Below are 24,443 nucleotides of genomic sequence, written 5' to 3' on the forward strand. Positions count from 1 at the left end.
TTTTTCTCCATGTTGCGACGGAATGGTCGGGGATGGAGAAACCCATGCACCTTCCCTCCGCCGGTATGATCCGGTTCAGGTTCGACGGGTTCGCTTTCGCATCTCAGCCGGTAAGGGCTCCCCGAGGTAAGGGGAAACATAGGGGAAGGGACGGCAGGTGCAAGGGGTGTTTCGGGACCTGGGCCGGTCCGCGTCACCAGCGACCTACGGCGGGTGGCGCGACCATCGGCGGATCAGGGTACGCGCAGCTCCTGATAGTCGCCCCCCGTTCGGAGGGTCACGGTCACCGGCGCGTCGCTCCGGTTCCGCCAGAACCAGCCGTGATTGCCGGTGAAAGCGGCGGTCAGGTCTCCGGCCTGTTCGGGCACGGCGCGGCCCTGTTCGTAGCTGACCTTCTGCCCGCCGCCGTCGCCATGCATGTCGAAGTTCACCACGCCGCCATTGGCCGTCCATGCGTAGCGGGCGGTCTGGCCTTCCTCCATCGCCAGCTTCACCTCGATCCCCTCGCCCGCGGCCAGAGTGTAACTGACCTCGTCGCGCCATTCCGCGGTCGTGGCCTCGGCGACGGCGGCCTCGACGGGATCGGGAGCGGTCGCGATCTCCTCGGGTGCTGGCTCTGCCGTGGCCGGTGCCACCGGTACAGCTTCGGCCGGGGGCACCGTGCCGATGACGGCAGCGATTGCGGCAAGCTGGGCGTCGATCCGGTCAAGCCGCGCAAGGATTTCGGGTGCGGCGACACCGGGATCGGTTGGCGCGGCAACCTCGGTTTCGGCGGCGGCCCGGGCATCCGCCTCGGCCTCTGCGGCAAGCTGCTGCTTGATCTCGCCCATCTCGGTCAGGCCGGTCAGCCCGCCCACGCCGGTCGGGTCGATCCCGTATTCAGCGGGCAGCCAGAACAGGACAAGGACCGCCCCCGCAGCGCCCGCAGCCAGCAGGGTGGACCGGATCAGGCCGCCGGGGGTGGCGGGCACTGTCTGGACGGCAACTCGGGGCACGGCCCGCAGCGAAGTGTCGTAGCGGTTGGTCATGATGCGCCCTCCCTTCAGGCGACGAAATAGCCGGTGATCTGCAGGCCCATCAGGGCAAAGCCAGCCACCATCATCAGGACGTTCGCGGCATAGGCCTGCCGCGCGAAGGCGGAACGCGCCCGCCATTGACGCATCGCCAGCAGAATCAGCGCCAGCGCCATCAGCTGTCCGAGTTCCACCCCGACGTTGAAGGCGATCAGGTTGCCCAGCAGCCCGTCCGGCGAGATGTCATAGTCCTGGATCTTCGTCGCCAGACCGAAGCCGTGCAAAAGACCGAAGATCAGCGTCGCGGCCTTGGTGTCGGGCTGGACGCCGAACCACAGCCGGAAGGCGCCTAGGTTGTCCAGCGCCTTGTAGACCACCGAAAACGCGATGATCGCGTCGATGAGGTAGGCATTGATCGCGATCTGCCACCAGACCCCGGCGATCATCGTGACGGAATGGCCGACGGCGAAAAGGCTGACATAGATGGCAATGTCCTTCGTCCGGTAGAGAAAGAAGATCACTCCGGCCAGGAACAGCAGGTGGTCGTAGCCCGTCACCATGTGCTTGGCGCCGAGATAGATGAAGGCGATGGGGCGGAAGCCCGTGACCTCCTGCACATAGCCCGCGTCGCCTTCGGTGACGTTGTGGGCAAAGGCGGCTCCGGCGACGAGGATGGCCGCCGTGACGGTGGCAAGCGCCAACAGCGCCTGCCAGGGCAAGGGGGGACGCCACTGCGGCCGTTGGGTGGAAACCATGTGAACTTTCCTGACGGATGAGAACTGTCGGACCGCCGCTTGGGGCAGTGGCTCAGGTCATCATCGGACGGGGTGGACGCCTGGGTCCGTCAGGGGGGGAACTGTCGGCCACCACCGCGCCGACAAACTCCAGTCGACCGGGCTTCGGGTGGACTCCGGCATCTTCGTGTCCCAGCAAGGCGACGCTGACATGGTCATGGTCGCTGGCGTCGTGGTGGGCCTCTGGATGGTGATGGCGCGAGTCCGCTGCGTGGTCATGGTGGTCCACCTCGGCGGCCAAAGGTCCCGGGCCGTGATGAGAAGCCTCGACCGCAGGGCCAAGCGCCAGTGCGAGCATCAGCGCCAGGCAAAGCGCCCTCCGGATGCCCAAACTGGTCAGGATCGCCAGCATTCCCTGCCTTTCGGGGATGGTTTCCCCTGTCGTTCTTTGCTTGGGGGAAGGTAGGTAGTGCCCGCACCTCCCGCAAGCCGGGCGGAGGATCATTCCCGACGGAAGTAGATCGTGCCGTTCGGCTCGCCATTCATGTCCTCAGCGAAACCGAGCTCAGTCAGGATCGGAGCCAGTTTGGTCCGGGCGGCGGTCACTTCGGATGGGTCGAGGAAAGGAACCAGAATACGGCGAACGGCGGTAAGGGCTGCCTCGGTAAAGGCCTCGGACGGGAGAAGCGGGCCGGATAGGCGCAGGACCTCGGGACGGGTGTCTAGGATAAGCTTGTGCAGACCGGACCAGGTACCCTCGGGGTTCAGCGTCGCCTGCGACCAGGCGATGCCGGATGGGTCGGGAAAGTTCAGCGCGGTGATGCGGCGCGACATCAGCAGCAGCGATGGCCTTTCCTCGTGGATCGTCACCTGCAGGTCAGGGTTCGCGGCACGGGCGCGCAGGGCGACGAAGCCGATTCCGCAGTCGAGGTCGAGAAGCCTTGTGCAGCCGTTCAGGAAGCCCGCGATGTTGCGCGCATGGCGGCGGTCGAACTTGCCGGACTTCAGCACCTCCAGCGTGGCCGCGGTGAAGACGCGCGGGTCGAGCGGGACCTTCAGCGACTGGTTCTCCACCAGTTCCAGCGGGATTTCGGCGGACAGGTCCGCTTCGCCCGAGACATAGGGCGAAGCGAAGGGCGAGCCCCAGCCGGGCGGGGGCGGAGTGCGGCGTTCTTCCTTCGGCTGGGCGTTGCGGCGCTGTTCCAGCTTGGTCTGGACGGCTTTCACCGCCTCGGGGTCGCGGGCCTTCGGCGGCTTGGCGACGACCTGGCTGATCGGCACGTTCGAGGCGGCGACAAGGTTCGCGACATAGGCCTGGTAGTCCGGTGACTGCTGGTATTCCGCCAGCCGCGCCTCGGCCCTTGCATGGGCGGCTTCGTGCAGACGGCGGACTTCGTCGTCCTTCAGCAACTCGGCCATGATCTCGGCCCGCCGCTCGCGGTGCCGGAAGATGCGCGTATCCTCGACCTCGTTGCGGTCCTGAAGCGACCAGTAGTCCGAGTTGTACTTGTCCTTCTTCAGGTTCGCGTTGCCACGGAACTTGCGCAGGGAATAGGCGTCCATCGACTTGATGGCATAGTGGTTGATCTGCGCCCAGTCGTAGCCCACCGTCCTGCGGATGGACCTCCAGCCGCGGAACTTGAACCAGTCTTCCAGCGGGCGGCCCGAGCCGTTCAGCCAGAGCAGCGTGTCGGGATAGTCGGTGTCCTTGAACTGCGACTTGATGATCGGACGGTGCATGCCCAGCCGCAGGTGCTTGGGATCATAGCGCAGCATGGTCTTGGTGCCCCAGCCCTTGTTCCAGAACTCGGGCGCGGCGCGGGTGAACTGGTCGGTGATGGGTGCGCGAGACCAGTCGCGGATGCCGGACGACCCGAAGATGCGCCAGGTCAGGACAATGGCCTGCGCGTTCATCGCGTTCAGGTCGGTCACCATCCCGTCCAGCGTGGCGGAGGGGTGGTTGATGCACAGGAACTCGTCGGCATCCAGCACGAGGACCCAGTCGGAGTTGATGATCAACTCTTCCTCGCCGGCGCTTTTCAGCATCGAGGGGTGCGGCTTCATCCCTTCGGGGATCAGGTTTTCGCGGTGATGGACGCCGATGTCCATCGCCTCCAGCCTTTTGAGAAGGGTGTCGGTGCCATCGGTGCAGTCGTTGGTGTAGACCATCAGCTCCGTGAAACCGACGGCAAGGTGGTGGGCCACCCATTCCACCACGGTCGGGCCTTCGTCCTTCATGGTGGACAGCGCCACCAGCGACCCATGCGGGCTGGTCTGCTTCCTGAAGGTCATTCTTCCAGCGCAGCGGTGGGGTCGATGTCCAGCTTTTCGCACATCCGGGCGATGTAGCTGCCTTTCAAGGGCGGGTTCTTCCGCCACCAGGGCCGGGCGGCGTTGGTGTAGATGTGGACCGACAGCGTCGCGTCTGTGAAGTGGCCTTCCACGTTGGAATGCGGGTCATAGAAGACGTCGTTCAGCTGGAACGGCACGGGATACAAAGTGTCGGCGGTCATCGCCTTGTCGATGTCGCCCGTCACCTGCGCGAAGTGGGTAAAGGCCTGGGGTCCAAAGGCGGTGCGTTCGGTCTGGAAGATGCGGACGGCTTTCGGCAGTGACCGGTCCAGCTTGTCCATCTTCTTCTTCTGCCGGTTGCCCCACCAGGCCGGATAGTCCGGCAGGTTGTCGTAGTAGTCGAGCAGGCTTTCGATCAGCTTGCCCGTCTTCGGCATCGCCACCACGCCGCAATTCAACGCCCCACGCATGCCGTGGCCTGCATAGATATGCTCCTGCCCTTCCGCGAAGGGGCGATGGCAGTAGGCGTCGCAGTCGATCCAGATCGCGCCAGTCTTGGCGATCATCTTGTAGCGGAAGACGTTCGACAGGAACGAGGCCGAGGTTTCAGCGACGATGGCACGGTCGATCTCCATGATCTCGGTCGCGGGGCGCACCTCGACCCCCTGCGGCACGTTCCGCACCGTGTCGGTGCAATACAGAGTCACCGGGTGGCCCATCACCAGATGCGACTTCAGGCAGAGCTGGTTGATGTAGTGCAGGCTTTCCCCGATCCAGAGCGAGGCGACGGGGCGGCGGTTGAGTTCCATGATGGAGCCTTTGGCGATGGGGTCAGAACCCGAGATCAGAAGACGTGGGCGAAACGTTCGGGCAGTCGGAAAAGCGACTTGGTGCGACCCCCGCCGAAAAAGGTGATCTTGCCGTCATGCAGGTGTTGCTGTTCTTCGACCATCTTCTTGCGGAAGTCGGGAAGCTCGGCATCCTCGCGCACGGCGACGCCTTTGGATAGCGCAAGGAAGGTTTCCAGATCCTTTCCCCAAGCGCGGCCAACCTCATCGGCGTTGCGGTCGCCGGCCATGATGGCGCGCATGTCCTTGCGGCCGGCCAGACGTTCCGTGACGCGGTCGAAGTCGAAAAAGCGCAGGTGGATCAGGTAGAGATGTGGGTCCAGCACCCGCGGTTGGTGGCTATTGGCGTGCCCGCCGATGGTAAAGCCGGTTTCCTTCCGCAAAACGCAAGGCTTGGCGTAATTGGCGTTGGCCCGGAAGACGCGGCGGCGCGACAGGATCGGCTGGTCGTCAGCCAGCGGCTCGGGCTCGGCTTCGGGGTTGTGCACCAGTTCGATCCCGAAAGGACAGAGTGACGCCGGGGTCTTCTTCGCATGGGTGTAGCGGCCAAGGTAAGTCACCAGATCGGGCGCGACGGCGGGGTCGACGATAACCACCTCGTCCACGTCACTGACGATGAACCAGTTGTAATACCGCAGCATCCCGGCCGAGAACTGGGTGTTGATGCCCCAGCGCCGCCGTTCCATCCGCCACATCGTCGGGTCGCGCGGGAGGTGGATGACGTTGGCGCCTTGGCAGATGCGGTCGTGTTCGGAGTCGCCGCCGTGTGACAATATATAAAGGTGCTCGCGCCCGAACTGGCGGCCGTAATACTCGACCCAGCGCTGCAGGAAGTAATAGTCCTTGTAGACCATCGTCATGGCCCCGGCCGGCTTCTTGGTCGGATCAAGCGAGGCGGGGGCGTCGGTCATCTGGGTTCCCTGGACGTGCGGCGGGACGCTATCACGCGGTTCCAAAGGCTTTCAAGCGCGGGCGGGGCGGCGGCCCTCGGTGCGCAACTGGTCGATGAAGCTGCGCAACAGGGGCACGCGGCGGGGGCGGAAGCTTTCGTCGGTCAGCCGGATGTCGGTCATCTGCGCAACCTTGAAGCGGCGGAAATCCTGGCGCAGGCAGCAGAACGCGAGGCACTGCACCTCGCGGTCCAGAAAGACGGTGCCCAGGGGCCAGATCCGGCGGTGGGTCACCTGGCCGTTCAGGTCGCAGTAAGACAGGTCCAGCGCCCGCTCGTCCCAAGCCGCTTCGCGCAGGGTCTGCATGTGCGGCGGCAGGGGCGCACGGCGTTCGTGGCGGTAGGTCTGGGTCACCGCGTGGACTGCCTGACGCTGCACCCGGTCGGGCAATGAGGCGATGATCTTGGCCTGCGCTTGCGCTGCCGCCTTTGCCAGCGCGGGGTCGCCGGCCATCTTCACCTCGGCCAGACCCAGGATCAGCGCCTCGACTTCCAGTCGGGTGAACATCTGCGGCGGCAGGGCAGGGTCCTCGGTCAGGGTGTAACCCGCACCCGCCGCGCCGTCGATCAGCGCACCCGCCAGCCGCAAAGCCTGGATGTCGCGGTAAAGCGTGCGCTCTGACACGCCCATTTCCTCGGCCAGCCGGGCGGCGGTCACCGGCTGGGGCAGAAGCCGGAAGGTATTCAACAGGCGAAACAGGCGGTCGGACTTCGGCATCTGATCCTGACAGGTTCTGGCAGGAGGCCGAGGCTAATCTGATCCCATCGACAATCAAAGGAGAAAGACATGCTTACCCTTTACCACTCCCCCGAAAGCCGCTCGGTCGCGATCCTGTCGCTGATTGAGGAGATGGGCATCCAGGACTGGGTCGAGGTGCGCACGGTGACGATCCCCCGCATGGACGGCTCGGGCGGACGCGACCCTGCGAACCCGCACCCCGAGGGCAAGGTCCCGGCGCTGGTGCATGACGGCGTCGTTCTGACCGAGCGGGCGGCGATCATCCTGCACCTGACCAGCCTGTTCCCGGACAGAGCAATGGCGCCAAAGGTCGGCACCCCGGAGTGGGGCGCCTTCGCCACCTGGATGGCCTGGTATCAGGGCGTGCTGGAACCGGCCTTCATCCTGGAAGGTGCCGGCGTCTCGCACCCGTGGCTGACTGCGGCGATCCGCGACCACAAGACGGCTGCGGCGCGGTTGAGGGCCGCGCTGGAGAAAGGCCCCTGGATCATGGGCGAGGCATTCAGCGCGGCGGATATCCTGCTGCACGGACCCTACGCCTGGTTCCCCGAGGGCACCCCGGACGATCCGCTGATCCGCGATTGGGTGGACCGATGCAAGGCACGCGCAGCAAGTGCCAAGGTTCGCGCAGAAGATGCGCAGCGGATGGAGGCTTTGCGCGCCGCGGCCTAAGATTGCGACCATGAATGGACCGGAGCCTCCGCATGGCTCCGGTCTTTCAGAATTCCTGTTTTTAAACTGCACTTTAGCTGGGCACATGCCGCCCTGTTCGCGCGGAATTCTGGCGGATCCAAAGCCGCGAAGACAGGATCGGCGGAAAGATGCTGCGGCGCTGCTGCATCGCGGCACTTGTGCGACTTCCAAGGGAACAATCCCGTCCGGACTGCGTTGATCAGCCGGAAGTGGGACTTGGGAACATGGGACGTGGGACGCTTGGCATATGCACAGGCGCGTGCGCAGGAGGGCGGCGATGAATGCGCCTGACCGACTGAGCATCGCGATTATCGACGCCAATCCGTTGCTTGCAGACGGAATTGCCGCCCTGCTGACGCAGGACGCCAGTTTTGCTGCGCGTACCGTTTTCCTTGGCTCCAACGCAGAGGAAACAGCACCTGGTGGGTTTGATGTCATCATCATTGATCCCGCCCAGGTCGACGTCGCTCCTGCCGAGCTTGCGCGTGAATTGAGCGGTCGCGGCACGGCGATGGTGGCCTATTGCAGTTCTCTGTCCGAAAGCCTGGCGCGTGACTGTATCCTTGCCGGGTTCCACGGAGTTCTGCCTAAAACCGTGTCATTCGACGTGCTGAAGATCGCCCTGGCCACGACGGCACGGGGCGGCATCTTCATCGACAAGGCCTTTGCGGCGGTGATCGCTCCCAGATTGGGAGCCGAAGACCCGTCCCCTGCGCCTGTCCAGGACCGTCGTCTGTCCGAACGTGAGTTGTTCGTGCTGAAATCGGTGGCACATGGCAAGTCGCTGAAGGAGATCGGCCGTGAGCTGGATCTCTCATCCAAGACGATCGAGACGTACAAGGCCCGCGGGACCAGCAAATTGAACCTGTCCGGCCGTCGTCAGATCGTGGAGTTCGCCATCGCCCAGGGTTGGGTTGACGGACCCTTGCTCACCGCCGGCTGAGAAAAGCGCCGGCTTTCAATGGGATCTGAAAACCGCCGTTTCGGTGGCAGCGCCACCTTCGCACCTGCAGAAAGTCCTGACAGGAAAACCCTTACACCGACGGTTTAGTCCGTCAGGATCACCCTGCAATGTAGGGGGATCGCCTGACAAAAACCCCCGAAAACAGGGGTTTTTCCCTGACTTTTCGCAGGCTTCGGACCGTGCCTACCCTGTTTACGGGATGCTGCACTGCTGCATGCGGTGTGGGGAATTGCGGTCTGACGACCGGGGAAAAGGAACGGGTAATGACACGTCTTGCAGTGTTTGGAATCGGCTATGTCGGGGTTGTCTCGGCTGCCTGTCTTGCCAGGGACGGCCATCAGGTCGTCGCGGTGGACGTCGATCCGGGCAGGGTGGCGGCAATCAACGAGGGGCGGTCGCCCATCGTCGAAAAGGGCCTGCCTGAACTGATTGAACATGTGGTGGCCGAGGGTCGGCTCACCGCCACGACCGATGCGCGCGCGGCGGTCCACGGGTCCGACGCCTCGTTCGTCTGCGTGGGCACGCCCAGTGCGGCGGATGACTCGATTGGCCTAGACTATGTGAAAGCGGTCTGCGGCGAGATCGGTCGGGCGCTGGCGGACCATCCGGGTTTCCACTCGGTGATCATGCGGTCGACCATCGTGCCGGGAACGATGGAGCGGGTCTGCATTCCCCTGCTGGAAGAAGCCTCCGGCAAAGTTGCAGGACAGGATTTCGGGGTCGGGTACTACCCGGAGTTCCTGCGCGAAAGCACCGCAATCCAGGATTACGCGGACCCCGGCCTGATCGTCTTCGGCGCGCTGGACGCAGGAACCGGCGCGCTGCTGACCGAGTTGAACCGCGACTTGCCGTGCGAAATGCACCTCGTGGACCTGCCGACGGCCGAAATGGTGAAATACACATCAAATGCCTGGCGGGCGGTGAAGGTCAGCTTCGCCAACGAGATCGGGAACATTGCCAAGGCGGCCGGGTTGGATGGCCAGCGGGTCATGTCGATCCTGTGTTCGGATCACAAGGTTTCGATGAGCCCCTACTTCCTCCGCCCGGGATTCGCGTTTGGCGGGTCCTGCCTGCCGAAGGATGTCCGCGCGCTGCGGGCGTTCGCGGCCGATCGCAAGGTCGCCTCGCCTCTGCTGGATGCGGTTCTCGTCGCGAATGCGGCGCAGATCGCGCGGGCAGAAGAGATGATCCAGGCTTCGGGAAAGCGGCGGGTCGGAATGGTGGGCATCAGCTTCAAGCCCGGCACCGACGATCTGCGGGAAAGCCCGCTTGCCGAACTGGCAAGCCGGTTGATCGGCCGCGGCATGGAGCTGTCGGTCTATGACCCCTTCGTCCACGAGGCCTTCGCCAACGACAACACCTCGGTCGGCCGCGGGCTGGAGCAGGACATCGCTCTCGGCAGCCGTCTGGTCGGCTCGATCGACGAGCTGATCGAGGGGTCGGACATCGTTCTGGTGGGCAACCGCTATGACGAGACGATCCGTCCCTTGCAGGCCGCTCTGGGCAACCGCCCGATGATCGACCTGACCCGGATCAAGCCGGGCCAGCGGTCCGAAGGCACCTACGAGGGGATCTGCTGGTGATGACCCGCCCGTCCGTCATCCTTGGTCACGTCCTGTACTTGGCGGTGCTGGCACTTCTGGTGCTCAGCATCCCGCCGGGTGCGTTGGGCCATGTCTCGGACGGGCTGATCGTCGTGGGTGTTGTCGGGGCCTGGCGGTATGGCTGGGCCCTGGTCAACTACCTCCGGGCGTTGACCTACATCCATTTCTCCTATCCCCGGCTCAAGGCGCGGGCGCAGGCTGCCCATGCGGCAGAGCCGGTTCACGGCCACGCCTATTTCCTGATCACCAGCTACAAGATCGACACCGACACCACGCGGCGGGTCTATCACGCGCTGTTCCGGGCGGCGGCAGCGGCCAAGGGCGGCGCGACGATCGTCGCCTCGGTCGTCGATACTTCGGACCTGCGGCTGATCCGGCGTGTCCACTCGCTGATGGACGTGCCGATGGGTGGGGTCGAACTGGTGATCGACCAGATCCCCGGCACCGGCAAGCGCGATGCCCTGGCCCGGTCCTTGCGGCTGATCGGCCGGCAGGCGCCGTCGCCACGCGACATCCTGCTGCTGGTCGACGGCGACAGCTGCGTGCCCGAAGATATCGTCGCGGCTTCGGCCCCGTTCTTCACCGACCCGACTGTCGGCGCCCTGACAACCGACGAAGCGGTCGAGATCAAGCCAAGCCTCTTTGGCGACTGGTTCGCCCTGCGCTTCACCCAGCGGCAGATGATGATGAGCTCGATGGGCCTGTCAGGCCGCGTCCTCACGCTGACCGGTCGCATGTCGGTTTTCCGCGCCGACCTTGCGACCCAGCCAGAGTTCATCCGTCTGGTCCAGCACGACCACATCGACCACTGGCGGCTGGGGCGCGTCGATTTCCTGACCGGAGACGACAAGTCGACCTGGTACTGGCTGCTGCAACGCGGCTACCGGATGCTGTACCTGCCCGACGTCACCTCGCTTTCGATGGAGACGCAGCCGCTGCCCGGCTTTGCCGACAGCGCCGTCACTCTGATGATCCGCTGGTTCGGCAACATGCTGCGCACCAACGGGCGCGCGCTGTCGCTGGGGCCGCGGCGGATCGGGCTGTTCACCTGGTGGTCGATCCTGGACCAGAAGCTTGGCATCTGGACCACGCTGGCCGGGCCGATCTCGGTCGCCCTGACCGCCCTTTTCGTCGAGCCCCTGGTGCTACCCGCCTACATCGCCTGGGTGATGGCAACGCGCTACGTCTTCTGCTGGGTGCTTGCCACCGTGCGGGGCCGCGGCTTTCCGATCACCTATCCGCTTCTGCTGTACTTCAGCCAGATCGTCGGCGCGGGGGTGAAAAGCTACGTGCTGTTCCGCCTCGATCGCCAGCGCTGGACCCGGCAGTCCACCGGCTTTGCAGCCCCCGCCCTTGGCGAGCGCCTGCGCGCCTTCGGCTCGACCTACGTGCATGTCCTTGCCCTCGGCTGGCTGACCTTCGGGGTCATGCTGCTGTCTGGGCTTGTTTGAAACCCGCCTGGAAAGGACCTACCCTTGGACAAAGCGATCACCTCTTCCACGACCCGCAACAGTCCGGCTGCCGTCACCTGGGGCGGGCCGGCCGATCACCCGATGCTGGACATCCCGTTCCACGTCGAGATCGACGGGCGGCAGTACAAGGGCCGCGAGATCTCGTTGGTCCGGGCGACGATCAGCGGGCTGATCGATCCCCACATGCAGGGACTTGAACGCCTCGCCTGGGTGGTCTTCCGCTTTCAGGGCTATACCGTCGGCCTGTCGGTCGAAGTCCGGCTGGACGAGGTAGATGCGGCCAAGGGCACGGCGACGCTGGCGTTCCTGGAACCGATGGGCGAGCACCTGCCCCAGCTTCGGCACCTCTTGAATGCCTATATCGCCGGGGACGTGGTCACGCTGGGAAATGTCTTGACGGTGCGGTCCCCCGCAGGAGCCAAGCCCAAGGGCGTGGCCCCGGCGCGCCGGGTCCGGCGCTTCGGCGGGACGCTTCTGTTGCTGGCGCTGACGGCCCTGCTTCTGGGCCTGGTCGCCACCAAGGTCTACCAGCGGGTGTTCACGTATCAGCTTGTCAGCCCCGCAGTCGTGGGCTTCGAGGGTCGCGCCCTGGCTGCGACGGCCACGGGGCAGATCGACTTCCTCGACCCCGAAGCCAAGTCGGGCGACGTCGCTTTCGCGATCCGGTCGAATACCGGGCAGACCCTGTCCGTGGTGATGCCCTGCGACTGCCGGGTTGAGGTGCTGGGGGTCGAGGCAGGCTCGACCGTCTTTGCCGGCGATCCGGTGCTGCGGGTGTCGCAGCCCGATTCGCCTCTGGTCCTGACCGGCACGGTTCTGCCCGAGGAAATGCTGGCACTGGCGCAGTCCAGCGCGGTCGATCTGCGGTTCGCCGACGGCCGCGACGTGACGGCGCACCTTGCTCCCGGCGGCATCGGCACGGCTGCACCCGGTGAACCGGTTCCCGTTCGTCTGATCCCTGACCAGCCTTTGGCCGACGATCTCGTCGGTCAGCTCGCCGAAGTCACCCTGCGCCGCGCGGTTCCCGAGCTGATCCAGCCGGTCACCGCCTACGCCAGATCCCTCGTTTCCGAAGAAAAGGCAGACGCGCCATGACCCAACCCATCATTCCCGTAGTTCTTTGCGGTGGTATGGGCTCCCGACTCTGGCCGATGAGCCGGATTGAGCAGCCGAAACAGTTCCAGCCGACGCAGGGCAAGGGCAGCCTGACCTATTTTCAGGCCACTTTGCAGCGCCACCGTGGCCCTGATTTCGCTGAACCCATCGTGGTGACGAATGCCGGCCAAGCCGCACTGGTCCACCGCCAACTGGCTGACCTCCAGCTTCAGGGCCAGGTCATCGGCGAGCCTGTCGGTCGCAATACCGGGCCTGCCGTACTTGCTGCGGCGTTGTGCGCCTACCGGCAGGACCCGGATGCGCTGATCCTGGTCCTGCCATCGGACCACATGATCAAGGGCGGGATCAACCGGATCATCCGGTCCATGCGCCCGGCGGCCGAGGACGGACGGATCGTCAGCTTCGGCGTCATCCCGACCTATCCCGAAACCGGCTATGGTTACATCACCGACGGCGGGGCGGTGCCGGACTATCCCGGCCTGCACCAGGTGGCGCAGTTCGTGGAAAAGCCGGGGTACGAGCACGCCCAGCGGCTGATCGAGGCGGGCGGCGTGTTCTGGGCTTCGGGCATCAGCCTGATGCGGGCGGCGACGCTGATCGACGAGTTCCGCCGTCTGGACCCGGTGACCCATTCGGCCGTCACCGCTTCGCTTGAAGGGGCCGAAATGCGGACCCTTGGCATCGTGCTGGAGGAGGCAAGCTTTCGCCAGGCCGCGAACGAGCCGACCGAGCGTCAGGTCTTCGAACGGACGCCCACAATTGCCATGGCCCCTTTGCACGGGGTCGAGTGGGATGACGTCGGCGCCTGGAACGCGGTCTACAAGATCGCGGACCACGACCAGGACGGCAACGTGCTGCATGGCGACGTGATCGCGATGAACACCCGCAACTCGCTGGTGCAAAGCGAGACGCGTCTGGTGGCGGTGATCGGTATGCAGGACACGGTGGTCATCGACACGCCGGATGCCTTGCTGGTGACGAAACGGTCGAACTCGCAGGACGTGAAACAACTGGTCGACCGGCTGAAGGCCAACCAGCGCCGCGAGGTGCGGACACACACCCTGCGCGAGATGCCCTGGGGCCGGGTCGAGACCATGCCGACGGACGTCGGCAACGACATGCGGATCATGACGGTGCAGAAGAAGGCATCGCTGCAGGTCAATGGTACCGGTATCGGGCCCAGCCTGCTGACGGTCCTGTCGGGTGAAGGGCGTTGCATGATCGACGGGCGCGAGGTGACGGTGCGGCGCGGGCAGACCGTGGCCATCGAGCCGGATGAAGCCCTGCCTCTGTCGAACCCGACAGATGAAGAGCTGAAGCTGGTCCACCTCGTCTTCCGCGGCGGGACCGAGGTCAGTGCCTTGCGGCGCGACCTCATGCTCCTGGCCTCGGAGCGGCTGCCGGAGGCGATCTGATGCGCCTTGCGGCGGTCCTTCTGGCGGTCCTCGCTTTGGCCGGTCCCCTGCGGGCCGAGCCGGACGCGGTCCTGCACGGGGCCATCGCCCGCGTGCTGGACGGGGGCGCGGATGGCGAAGTGCTGGCGGTCCTGGCCGACCGGCTGGCCGGGGGCATTGTGCTTCCGGACGTGCCGCAGTCGGCAGCCCCGGCCGCCGGGCCGATGAAGGTGCTGGAAGGGGATGTCCAGGCGGCGCTGACGCAGTTGGCGATCCTTGCGGGCGGCAACGGGCACCTCTCGCTGCAACTGGCGCAGGCCAGCACGACGGATGTGATCTACATTCTGTCCGGAACCGCGACCCTGCCCGAGCTTGAGGCTGCAGGCTACCTTCAGCGCCGCGCCAACGGTTGGCGCCTGTCGCGGCCCCTGGTCCTGTGGCCCGGCGCGGCGCTGGTGTTGACGAAGGGCCAGCTTCTGGAACTCGACACCGCTGGCGGAGCCTTCGTCCTCAGCTTCGGAGACGTGCGTGCAACTGGCGCGACCCTCAGGGGCGACGCCGGCCAGAACGCCCGGGTTCCCACCTTCCGCCCCTTCCTCCTTGTGACCGGGCAGGGCAGCTTTCGCGCGGAAAGATCCACTTTCGCCGACCTCGGCTTTGACGGGCCGGTGGCTTTCCGTGGAGTTTCGGTACTGACGGGCGGGCTGATGAAACCGGCCAGCCCGCCGGTGGTGGTCAGAAGCCGGTTCCAGAATGTCTTCAGCCTGTCCTTCGAAGGCGCGGACGGGATGGTCGTGACCCGCAACCGCTTTTCCGGAGCAGGAGCTGCGGCAGTGTCGGTCAAGGACGGACGCCGCGTGGTGCTGGCCGGGAACCGCATCGCGGGCACCGACAGCGGGGCGGGCATCCGGCTTTCCGGTGTTCTGGAAGATGTGGTCATCGCGGGCAACGTGATCGTCGAAGGCGGGCGCAACGGCATGCAGATCGACGGCAAGACCCAGCGCCTTGGCCTGCGCGGCAATGTCATTCTGGGCAATGCCGGGTCTGGCATCAGCCTTGGCCCGGCCACCTGCGTCGCTGTGCAGGGCAACATCATCGCCGGAAACGGCACCGCGGGCCTCCGCCTCACACGGACCGGCGCGGCGCGCATCGCCGACAACGCAATCCTGGACAACGCCTCGGCGGGGATCGAGGTCGAGGCGCAGGCTGGCCTGGGGCCGGTCCTGCTGTCGGACAACCTCCTGCGTGGCAACCGCGAGGGTCTCAGCGCCGCGAACCTGGGCGAGGTGCGACTGGCGGGCAATGACCTCTCCCGCCAGACCCCGCGCCAGTTCGCGGGCGACTTCTCGCCTTGGCTCGGGTCCTATCTTGCAGCCCACGACGCCTTTGTCATCCCGGCGGCCAACAGTGCCACGACTGCCACCCCCGATCCTTGTAAGCCGGAGTAACCCGATGGTATTTTCCTCGGAAACCTTTCTGTTCCTGTTCCTGCCCCTGTTCCTCGGGCTCTATTACATCACGCCCTTCCGCTATCGGTCGGCCCTGATCCTAGCCGGGTCGTGGACCTTCTACGGCTGGTGGCGGATCGACTTCCTGGGGCTTTTGATCCTGACGACGCTGTGGACCTACGGGTTCGGGCGGGTGATCGGGGCCAACCTCGGCACGCGCCGGGCGACCTGGGCCTGCGCCATCGGCACCGCCGGGTGCCTCGCGGTGCTGGGGGTCTTCAAGTACCTGAACTTCTTCATCGACAGCTTTGCGGCGATGCTGGGCACCGATGCTGCAGGCCTCGGCGTCCACTGGCACCTGATCCTGCCGATTGGCGTGTCGTTTTACGTCTTCCAGTCGATCAGCTACCTGATCGACGTCTACCGCCGGGATGCCAGTCCCACCGCCAACTTCTTCGACTTCGCCGCCTTCATCTCGCTGTTCCCGCAACTTGTCGCGGGTCCGATCCTGCGCTTCAAGGACCTGGAGGACCAGTTCCGCGACCGCACCCACACCGCTGACAAGTTCGCCGACGGCATGGCGCGCTTTACCGTGGGGCTGGGCAAGAAGGTTCTGATCGCCGACAGCCTGGCACCTCTTGCCGACCTGGCCTTCACCACGCCTGACCCCACCGCACCTTTGGCCTGGGTCGGCGCGCTGGCCTACATGATGCAGCTTTACTTCGACTTCTCGGGCTACAGCGACATGGCCATCGGCCTTGGCCTGATGATGGGCTTTCGGTTCATGGAGAACTTCGACACGCCCTATATCTCGGGATCGATCACCGAGTTCTGGCGGCGCTGGCACATCAGCCTGTCGGTCTGGTTGCGAGATTACCTTTACATCCCCCTGGGCGGCAACCGGATCAGCGAGGGCCGCACCTATGTCAACCTGATGACGGTCATGGTCCTCGGGGGCCTGTGGCACGGCGCCAACTGGACCTTCGTCCTCTGGGGCGCCTGGCACGGCGGCTGGCTGGCGCTGGAACGCTGGACCGGTATGGCCCGTGCGCCGAAAAGCACCCTGAATGTGCTTCGGACGCTGCTTATCGTGCTGATCGGCTGGGTGGCCTTCCGGGCGACGGGCATGGGAACGGCCATGGACTTCTACGCCGGGATGTTGGGCCTGAACGGCTGGGCGCTGCCCTTCGAGATCGCCGTGCAGATCACCCGCGAAAGCCTTGCCATGCTGATGGTGGCGATCCTGATTGCGGCGTCCGAGCCGTTTCTCAGCGACTGGCTGGGTCGGCGCTACCACGCGGTCCTGCCCTCGGGGAAGCTGGCCTGGTCCGGCACGGTCCTGCCCGCCTTTGCGACCACCGTGATCTTCGCGCTGGCCGTGATGCGGCTGGCTGAACAGAGCTTCTCTCCCTTCCTGTATTTCCAGTTCTAGGAGTCGACAATGCAACCCATTCTCAGGGCCTCGCGCTTCGTGCTTCCCGTCGCCTTCTTCGGCTACACCGCCGTGGTGAATTTTGGTTACGCGCAGTTTCCGGGCCAAAGCGACCTGCCCAAGGACGTGGACGTGCTGCGGGGCGAGCTCACGGCAACCGTGGACAGCGTCTACCGCAAGTCGCTTCCGCACCGGGAGCCGGCCATCGGCATGATCGGCGCTCTGCGCTATCTGGCGGTGGGTGAAGGCCGGAAGGGCGTGCTCGCGGGCGAAGATGGCTGGCTTTTCACCGCCGAGGAAGTGCGGCCCCTGACTGGCGACCTTGATCTGTCCCTTGCCCGCATCGCCCGGGTCCGCGATCAGCTTGAGGCGGCGGGCGCGCGGCTGGTCGTGGTCCCGATCCCCGGCAAGCTGGACGTCATGGTGGCCCACAGCGACCATAAGGCGGCACAGGGGATCGCCACGCTTTACGACGCTTTCCTGGCCGGACTGCGCAGCCACGACGTCGCCGTCCTCAACGCGCGCTCTGCACTAACGGGCGGTGCCGAGGCCGAACTCTCGTTCTTCCGCACTGACACCCACTGGACCCCCGAAGGCGCCGAGGACGTGGCGCAGGCGCTGGCCGCCTCGGGCCTGGTCGATCTGGGCGACACCGAGTTCGATATCGAACGGTCCCCGCCGCACCAGTTCACCGGGGACCTTGTCGCATTTGTGACCAACGAGGATCTCGCCCCGTCAATCGGCCTGGAGCCGGAAGCGGCGTCTTCCTTCATCGCCACCGCGCGGGCGGAAGGCGACGGCCTGGACATCTTCGCGGGAACCGAGTCGGGCGGAACGCTGCTGATCGGTACCTCGTATTCCGCCAACCCGACCTTCAGCTTCGCAGAAGCGCTGAAGCTTGCCTTGCGCCGCGACGTCCTGAACCTGGCCGAAGAGGGCAAGGGACCGGCGCGGCCGATGCTGGACTATCTCGCATCGCCCGACTTCCACGACGCCCCGCCCGAGGTGGTGATCTGGGAATTCCCGGTGCGCTACCTGACCGACCCCGCGCTGTGGGACGCGCAAGGCCCAATGAAGAATGGCCCGGTGAAAAGCGGTGCGTAACGTCCTTCATATCGGGCTGATCCTCGCCCTTCTGTCCTCGGTGGCCCCGGTGGCGGCCGACGTGGTGTTGCCCCCGGCCATCGCGGGCAGTCCGTCGCTCAAGGCCCTGCGCAAGTCGATGCTTGCGGGGCGGGAGCTGTCGGAAGTCCAGCTTCGCACGCTTGCCGACGCAGGGGAGGGGCTGGCCGCTGCGCGCTTTGCCAAGCGGCTTGAGGAACGGGCCGACCCCGCCTTCATCGACGACGCGGCGCATTATTATTCAATCGCTGTCTACCAGGGCCGCGACTTCGCGATGCCCCGCCTTCTGGCCACCCTCACCGACAAGAAGGCCGAGTTCTCCCCCGCCCGACTGCGCAACATCCGCGGCGTTCTTGACCGCGCTGCACGACGCGGCGATGCCAAGGCTGCCGCAGGCCTGGCCCGGATGCTGATCCAGGGTGCCCCGTTCGAGACCGACATCCCGAAGGCGCGGGAATTGCTGCTTCTGGCCGCCCAGGCCGGGGACTCCAAGGCCGCGATGCAACTGGCACTCAGCCATATCCAGGGCGAGGCGGGCCTGCCGCCCGATCCCGAATCCGCCCGTCCGGCACTGGAGCTTGCACTCGCCAGCCCCGACCCGGGCGTTCAGGCAATGGCTCTGGCGCTTGCGCGGCAGATCCCCGGTGGCGAGGCGCTGCAGCCCGCCGTCCTGCCTGCCGGCTCGCCCGATCTTGACCGCAGCAAGCGCCCCCCCGTGCGCCCGCCCCTGGAAGGAGACGCCCCATGATGCGCCCCATATTCGCCCTTTGCGTGCTGATGGCTCCGGCGGCCCATGCCGGCCCCACGCAGTTCGGCTGTGCCAGCACCCAGTTCGCCGCCTCGGCCAGCATCGAGGGCAAGGACGGTGTCTTCTACCGGGTGCAATCGGACCTTCGGCTTCAGCATCCGATGGACGATATCGCGGTAGCACAACTGGCCCGGTTGGCCCGCGTTCTGGAAGAACAGGGCACGACGCTGATCTATGTGAACGTGCCGACCAAGGGTCAGGCCATGCCGCAGTTCCTGCCCCCGGAAGCCGCTGCCTACGGCTATGACCCGGCGGTGATGCAGGCGAACTACAAGGACGTGACCGACCGTCTCAACGCAGCCGGTGTGCCCGCGCCGGACCTGATGACCGCCATGCTTGCCGCAGAACCGGACGAGAAGGTCTTCTTCCAGGCCGACTTCCACTGGACCCCGGACGGTGCGCGGCTTGCGGCAAAGGCCATCGGCGAGATGATCCGCGGCCTGCCGGCCTATGCCGACGTCACTCCGGTGGAGTTCACGTCGCAGGAAGCCGCGCCGGAAGTAGCATTCTCCGGTCTTCGGCGCGAATTGCAGACCTACTGCAAGGAAACCCTGCCGCAGGTCCAAGCGACCACCTGGGTCACCACGCGCGCCACCGATGGCGAGCTTTCCGCCGCCGACATCTTCGCCGATGCAGCGCCCGCCGAACCGGCGGAAGCCACCGCGGAAGGCGAGCCGCTCGACATCTTCGGCTCCGGCAGCGACGAGGCCAGCCTGGTGCTGGTCGGCACCTCGTTCTCGGACAGCGGCATCAACAACTTCGCCGGCTTCCTCTCCGAATATGCCGGGATCGAGGTGGTCAACTACGCCATCACCGGCGGCAACCAGTTCGGCTCGATGACCTCCTACCTCACCTCGCGTGAATTCGCCGAGGACCGGCCGACCTTTCTGGTCTGGGAGAATCCGATCTACAACAGCCTTGCGCAATTCGGCCCCGTCCCGATGGACGAACTGATCGTCGCCGCCGGCCCGACCTGCGACATCGCCACCGAGACGACGGTCGAGGACAGCGCCCTCACCGCCAGCTTCCCACCCGGGCAGTTGAAGCCGGAGACGGCCTTCCTCTTTGACCAAGGTGGCGAAGGCGCGCGGATCGCCGACGTGACCTTCGAGACCAAGGCAGGCATCCGCCGATTTGTCCGCATCGAGCGGTCAGACCGCCTGCGCGCCACCGGCCGCTTCTTTCTGAAGCTGGAACCGTATTGGCACCCCGATCTTGTCAAGGTGGCTGTCAGCTTCGATCGACCGCTCACCGACACTTCAGCCCTTACCCTTTGTCCCATCCAGAAAGGAGACGCGTCATGAAACGCATCCATCTGACTTTGCCGTTCCTGATCCTTGCCGCTTCCACCGTGACTGCGCAGGATGCCAGCCTGTATGAAGATGTCGCCAACCCCAACTCCAGCTTTGTCCGGGTCGTGGACGCCACCGCCTCGGTCGCAGTGATCCAGGCGGCCAGCTTCGACCGGGTCGAGAAAGGCGTGACACCCTATGTGGTGATCGATGGCGACAAGGAAGTCCGCATCACCTCGGGCGAGACTTCGGCCACCGAAGCCATCCAGCCCGCCACCTTCTATTCCTTCGTGGTCGGTGCCGACGGCACCTCCGCCCTCGTGGTGGACAAGATCACCCGCAACCCGGCCCAGGCCGACGTGACCTTCTACAACTTGTCGGACATCGCCTTGGCCAACCTTTACGTGCCCCAGGCCAAGGCCGTCGCCATCGAAGGCGTGGCCCCCAGCAGCGGCGGTGCCGTCGCGTTGAAGGCCCCGCTGACCCTGGATTTCGAAATCCGGGACGGTGAGACCGTGGTCGCCTCGGTCCCGGCCGTCGCGCTCAAACGCCGCGAAGGCGTCGCCATCGTCCTGTCCGGCACGGGCGGCACCTACACCGCCACCGTCTCGCCGAACGCCCTGGCCAAACAACCTTGACCGGAGGGCACATGCCCATGCAGCGCATCCTCGCCACGCTTCTGATCCTGGCCCTGCCCACCGTGGCAGGAGCGCAGACGGTGGACCTTGTCTTCGAGCCGCCAGATCTCGAGACCGGTCAGGTCTGCGAACCCCGTCCCTCGGACGAGGCCCTCGTGGCGAAATGGGAGGGCGTCGCTTTGGACGCCCTTCCCGAAAGCGATACCGCGCTTATCAAGCGCGACTTCCGCCGCCTGATCGAACTGGACCCGCAGCGCTGGTTCGACACCGTCGACACCGTGCAGGCGAACTTCCGCAGCATCGACCCGCAGTACTCCCTGGCCAACATGCTGATCGACCGGATCGAGCTTCTCCTGGCCGCCGGTCGCGTGTCCGAGTTGCAGCGCGAGCGGCTGGTCGAAGAACTTGCCGCCCTTGACCTGCGCCAAACACCCCGGGCGCAGCACCTCTTGGCGGGCTACCTGATCCGCGGCGTCGGGATCGACCGGGATGTCGAGAAGGGCGAGGAACTTCTGTTGCAGGCCGGTTTCGGCGGCAATGCCGACGCGATCCTGCAACTGGTGGAACGCGAAATTCAGGGCAACCCGGTCCAAGGTTGGGATGTCCCGCCCGAACTTGGCGTCACGATGGCTTTCGGCGCGCTGGTCGGCAAGCTTGACCCCTTGATCTGTGACCGGGTGAACCGGATCGCGCGCGAATACATGAACGGTGACATCGTCACCCGAAACACGGCCCTGTCGGAACGCTGGTACCGCTTTTCGGCGGACCTCGGCGATGCGCTGTCCGCTTGGCGGGTGGCTGAAATCCACATGCGCGCCGAAGACCTGCCCAAGGATAACGAGGTGCTCGTCACCTACCTGACCGCCGCCGCCGATGCGGGCCTGCCTTACGCGCAGGTCGCGCTGGGCAGGCTTTATGCGGACGGCGCGCTGGTGCCTCGCGACCTGGAAGTGGCGGATGCCCGCTACAGCGCGGCGGGCGAGGTCTGGGCCTCGGGCGAGGCAAGCCATGTGCTTTTCCTGCAGGCCCAGGCGCGGCGCAACCCGAACTGGTCAGAAGCTTATGTCGACGCCCTGTCCAACCTGGTTCAGACACCCGACGCCCCGGCCTGGGCCCTTATCGCGATGGCCGATCAGGTGCTCTTGTCCAAGGGCCGCTGGGCCGGCGAGGCCGAGGCGCTGGAGCTTCTGGAACGCGCCATCGCGCTTGGCGAATACGCCGCGATGGAGAAGACCGCGCCGATGAAGTACCGCACGGCCCGCACGCCGCAGGACTTCTATGCGGTGACAGACCAACTGATGCAGGCGGTGGTGTCCTCGGGCGAGGTGGACCCGATGCAGCAGCTTTCCAGCGCCTTCATCTGCCGCGCCCCGGATGCGCCGCAGATCGAAGAGGCCGACTATTGGGTGCAGGTCGCCGACAGCACCGCCTCTGAAGCGGTGGATTTCACCCCGGAAGAACTGGCCCAGCTGGCCACCTCGCCGGACCCCATCGCCGAGGCTGAGATCCAGACCCAGGCCCTGACCGGACGGGTCACCGCCATTGCGCAGTACATGTATCTCCTTGAACAGCGGCAGGCCCCGGTCGAGATGCTGGAATTCTGGGAAAACTACGCCGCGCGTTTTCCCGGCGTGACCACTGCCCGCGCCTCGCTTGCGATGAAGGCCGCCCGCAGCCCCGCTGCCCGCAAGGCCGCGCTGGACCTGTTCCGCAACGCCGTGGACCTGGGCGAGCCCTCTGCCGGCACCCAGTTCGCCGAAGCACTGCTCGAAGACGGTTTCGTGACGCCCGAAACTCAGGCCGAGGCGCTGGAAATCCTGCTGCCGCTGGCTGAGCGTGGGGTTGGCGACGCCTTGGAGATGCTTCCCCTGGCGGACCCCGAGACTTTCCCGACAATGGCCGCCGTGATGGACCTCTACGGTGAAACCGTTGATGAGCGTGGCGATTTCGATGCGCTTCTCCTGGCCCTGCCCCTGATCAAGGATCGCACCGATTATGCCGACTACCTGACCCGGGCCACCTCGATCACTGCCTGCACCTTCAACGAGGCCCTGCGCCTGACCGAAGCCGTTGGCCGCGCCGGTGACCGGACGCTCTTCGAACGCTGGCTGCGGATCTCGGACTATCTGTCGGCGGGCGAGGGCTATGCGCTGGCCGAACTGGCAGACGTCTACGGCCGCTACGGCACCGACGCCGACCAGCCGAAGATCCTCGCCTACTATCAGGCCGCCCGACAGGAAGGCAGCCGTATCGCGATCCACCGGCTTTTGAACATCTACTCGCGTCGATCATCGCCGCAATACGACCCCGCGCAATCGGCGGCGCTGTTCGAGGACCTCGTCCGCTTCAGCGCGCCCGAGGATCTTCCGGGCACCCTCGCCCGGCTGCGCGCCGCGACGCCGGAAATCCGGGCCATTGCCAGCCGGACCATCGACGAGACCGCGCTTTACCTCTCGGCCGCCGAATCCGGCAGCGCGGTCGCCATGCGCGAATACGCCGTGATCCTGCGCGAGGCCGCCACGACCCCAGCCGGCGTGCTGGAGTCGACCGACTGGCTGCGCCGTGCTGCCGAAGCCGGCGAGCCTGCCGCAATGGTCGACTACGCCGACGCTCTGGTCTTCGGCATCGGCGTCGATCCCTCGCGCGATGAGGCCTTGGTCTGGCTGCAAAAAGCTGCCGACCTGGGCAGCGAAGACGCCACGCAACGCCTGCGATCCCTGCAACTCTCGACGGAGGTCAACCAATGACCACGCGATCCTTTGCCTTGCTTCTCCTCCTCGCCAGCCCCGTTGCTGCCGAAGAGGCCGCGAAATGCCCGATCGACACCAAGCCTGTCGTCACCCTGGGCTTCGGCAGCCGCTACACCGACGACAGCGAAAACCGCAGCGACTTCGACGAGGAAAGCGACAAGGCCGTGACTGAGGCTCTGAAGCCGATCGATGATTTCATCACCGATCTCGCCAAGCAGACCAACATCCTGAACGACACCGAGACAAAGCCCGAGGAGGCGCAGAAAGCCGCTGCCTGCGTGATGGAGAGCATCCTCGCCTGGGCCAAGGCCGATGCCCTCAGCGAGCTGACCACGCAGGGCGCGAACCTCTCCGCCCCCTCGCGGGTGGGCGGTGTCGCCTTCGCCTATGGCGCCGCGCTCAAGGTTGTCCCCCAGCCCGCGGGGAAAGCCGAAATCGAGGCTTGGCTGCGGGATCGGTCCAAACAGACGATGGCCTTCTTCGACACCAAAGCCCCGCCCCGTGCCTCGCAGAACAACCTGCGCGCCTGGGCCGGTCTTGCCGTGACGCGCGTGGGCCTGGTGCTGGACGACCCGGCGCTGATCGACTGGGGCGCCGAGACGCTGCGCCTGGTCGCCTGCACAGCCGAGGCGGACGGCAGCCTGCCGAACGAGATGTGGCGCGGCAAGCTGGCGCTCCACTACCAGCTGCACGCCGTGGCACCCCTGGTCACCACCGCCGCCCTTCTGCAGGACGAACGGCCCGGGCTTTTCACCGACTGCGACGGCGCCTTGCGGCGCATCGTGGCGTTCACGCTGGACGGTCTGGACGACCCTGCGGCGGTCGAGAAGATCACCGGCAAGAAGCAGACCGTGGGCGGCACCCGCAAGGCGCGTGACTTCGAACTTGCCTGGATCGCGGCCTACCTGACGCTTGACCCCGACCCCGGCATTGCCGCACGGGTGGAAAAGGTGAAGGAACTGGGCAACTCGAAGCTTGGGGGCAACCAGCGGCTCCTGTGGCCGGTCGCAGTTGCGGACGATCCGGTGGATGGCTGACGCCTTGGGGGTTTCCTTTCCATATGGGTTGGTCTATAGGCCGCCCCACATGCGCGTGGGCCCGCTTAGGCAAGAATCAGATCCATCCCTTCGGATGG

General features: G+C 65.7%; 21 protein-coding genes and 1 riboswitch. Of the genes, 14 read left to right on the forward strand and 7 right to left on the reverse strand.

The features are described 5' to 3' along the window. Window positions 1–35: 35 nt before the first annotated feature. A riboswitch (TPP riboswitch) is annotated at window positions 36–134 on the reverse strand. Window positions 135–233: 99 nt separating this feature from the next. From Q0C42_RS16400 to Q0C42_RS16430, 7 genes are all read right to left on the reverse strand, one after another. Next, window positions 234–1,028: a hypothetical protein gene (locus Q0C42_RS16400; RefSeq protein WP_295078280.1), complete on the reverse strand. Its 795-nt coding sequence runs from the start codon at window positions 1,026–1,028 to the stop codon at window positions 234–236. A 14-nt stretch (window positions 1,029–1,042) separates the two neighbouring features. Next, window positions 1,043–1,768 carry a HupE/UreJ family protein gene (locus Q0C42_RS16405; protein WP_295078283.1) on the reverse strand — a complete coding sequence of 242 codons (726 nt, stop codon included), beginning with the start codon at window positions 1,766–1,768 and terminating at the stop codon, window positions 1,043–1,045. Window positions 1,769–1,820: 52 nt separating this feature from the next. Further along, on the reverse strand, window positions 1,821–2,159 hold the full coding sequence (locus Q0C42_RS16410; RefSeq protein ID WP_295078286.1) for a hypothetical protein: 339 nt from the start codon (window positions 2,157–2,159) through the stop codon (window positions 1,821–1,823). A gap of 89 nt (window positions 2,160–2,248) precedes the next feature. Then, window positions 2,249–4,039, reverse strand: coding sequence for a glycosyltransferase family 2 protein (locus tag Q0C42_RS16415; protein WP_295078289.1), 1,791 nt, complete (start codon window positions 4,037–4,039; stop codon window positions 2,249–2,251). Then, window positions 4,036–4,848 carry a hypothetical protein gene (locus Q0C42_RS16420; protein WP_295078292.1) on the reverse strand — a complete coding sequence of 271 codons (813 nt, stop codon included), beginning with the start codon at window positions 4,846–4,848 and terminating at the stop codon, window positions 4,036–4,038. The genes Q0C42_RS16415 and Q0C42_RS16420 overlap by 4 nt, the downstream gene beginning before the upstream one ends. Window positions 4,849–4,883: 35 nt before the next feature. Continuing rightward, the gene (locus Q0C42_RS16425) at window positions 4,884–5,798 is read right to left on the reverse strand and encodes a glycosyltransferase family 2 protein (protein ID WP_295078295.1); all 915 of its coding nucleotides are present in this window, start codon (window positions 5,796–5,798) and stop codon (window positions 4,884–4,886) included. Window positions 5,799–5,849: 51 nt separating this feature from the next. Then, window positions 5,850–6,554, reverse strand: a complete 705-nt coding sequence (locus Q0C42_RS16430) for a YafY family protein (RefSeq protein WP_295078298.1) — start codon at window positions 6,552–6,554, stop codon at window positions 5,850–5,852. Between the two features lie 69 nt (window positions 6,555–6,623). On the opposite strand from Q0C42_RS16430, the gene Q0C42_RS16435 reads away from it, so the two are divergent. From Q0C42_RS16435 to Q0C42_RS16500, 14 genes are all read left to right on the forward strand, one after another. Beyond that, window positions 6,624–7,247: a glutathione S-transferase family protein gene (locus Q0C42_RS16435; RefSeq protein WP_295078301.1), complete on the forward strand. Its 624-nt coding sequence runs from the start codon at window positions 6,624–6,626 to the stop codon at window positions 7,245–7,247. Window positions 7,248–7,545: 298 nt separating this feature from the next. Further along, window positions 7,546–8,211: a response regulator transcription factor gene (locus Q0C42_RS16440; RefSeq protein WP_295078304.1), complete on the forward strand. Its 666-nt coding sequence runs from the start codon at window positions 7,546–7,548 to the stop codon at window positions 8,209–8,211. A 284-nt stretch (window positions 8,212–8,495) separates the two neighbouring features. Beyond that, the gene (locus Q0C42_RS16445; protein ID WP_295078307.1) at window positions 8,496–9,815 is read left to right on the forward strand and encodes a nucleotide sugar dehydrogenase; all 1,320 of its coding nucleotides are present in this window, start codon (window positions 8,496–8,498) and stop codon (window positions 9,813–9,815) included. Beyond that, entirely contained in the window at window positions 9,815–11,287 is a 1,473-nt protein-coding gene (locus Q0C42_RS16450; RefSeq protein WP_295078310.1) for a glycosyltransferase, read from the forward strand. The genes Q0C42_RS16445 and Q0C42_RS16450 overlap by 1 nt, the downstream gene beginning before the upstream one ends. Window positions 11,288–11,311: 24 nt before the next feature. Beyond that, window positions 11,312–12,403: a hypothetical protein gene (locus Q0C42_RS16455; RefSeq protein WP_295078314.1), complete on the forward strand. Its 1,092-nt coding sequence runs from the start codon at window positions 11,312–11,314 to the stop codon at window positions 12,401–12,403. Then, window positions 12,400–13,839 (forward strand): mannose-1-phosphate guanylyltransferase/mannose-6-phosphate isomerase, encoded by a 1,440-nt coding sequence (locus Q0C42_RS16460; protein ID WP_295078317.1) that lies wholly within the window; start codon window positions 12,400–12,402, stop codon window positions 13,837–13,839. The genes Q0C42_RS16455 and Q0C42_RS16460 overlap by 4 nt, the downstream gene beginning before the upstream one ends. Then, entirely contained in the window at window positions 13,839–15,266 is a 1,428-nt protein-coding gene (locus Q0C42_RS16465; RefSeq protein ID WP_295078320.1) for a right-handed parallel beta-helix repeat-containing protein, read from the forward strand. Before Q0C42_RS16460 ends, Q0C42_RS16465 begins: the two co-directional genes overlap by 1 nt. A 4-nt stretch (window positions 15,267–15,270) precedes the next feature. After that, window positions 15,271–16,698: an MBOAT family protein gene (locus Q0C42_RS16470; RefSeq protein WP_295078322.1), complete on the forward strand. Its 1,428-nt coding sequence runs from the start codon at window positions 15,271–15,273 to the stop codon at window positions 16,696–16,698. A 9-nt stretch (window positions 16,699–16,707) separates the two neighbouring features. Beyond that, entirely contained in the window at window positions 16,708–17,802 is a 1,095-nt protein-coding gene (locus Q0C42_RS16475) for a hypothetical protein (RefSeq protein ID WP_295078324.1), read from the forward strand. After that, window positions 17,795–18,568, forward strand: coding sequence for a hypothetical protein (locus Q0C42_RS16480; protein ID WP_295078327.1), 774 nt, complete (start codon window positions 17,795–17,797; stop codon window positions 18,566–18,568). The genes Q0C42_RS16475 and Q0C42_RS16480 overlap by 8 nt, the downstream gene beginning before the upstream one ends. Then, complete coding sequence (locus Q0C42_RS16485; protein WP_295078330.1) at window positions 18,565–19,932, forward strand: hypothetical protein; 1,368 nt, start codon at window positions 18,565–18,567, stop codon at window positions 19,930–19,932. Before Q0C42_RS16480 ends, Q0C42_RS16485 begins: the two co-directional genes overlap by 4 nt. After that, window positions 19,929–20,558: an alginate O-acetyltransferase AlgF gene (locus tag Q0C42_RS16490; protein WP_295078333.1), complete on the forward strand. Its 630-nt coding sequence runs from the start codon at window positions 19,929–19,931 to the stop codon at window positions 20,556–20,558. Before Q0C42_RS16485 ends, Q0C42_RS16490 begins: the two co-directional genes overlap by 4 nt. Before the next feature lie 17 nt (window positions 20,559–20,575). Continuing rightward, entirely contained in the window at window positions 20,576–23,305 is a 2,730-nt protein-coding gene (locus Q0C42_RS16495; RefSeq protein WP_295078336.1) for a hypothetical protein, read from the forward strand. Then, window positions 23,302–24,345 (forward strand): alginate lyase family protein, encoded by a 1,044-nt coding sequence (locus Q0C42_RS16500; protein WP_295078339.1) that lies wholly within the window; start codon window positions 23,302–23,304, stop codon window positions 24,343–24,345. Before Q0C42_RS16495 ends, Q0C42_RS16500 begins: the two co-directional genes overlap by 4 nt. The last annotated feature ends 98 nt before the right edge of the window (window positions 24,346–24,443 follow it).

This window comes from Tabrizicola sp. (genome assembly GCF_022842145.1).
GTDB lineage: Bacteria > Pseudomonadota > Alphaproteobacteria > Rhodobacterales > Rhodobacteraceae > Tabrizicola.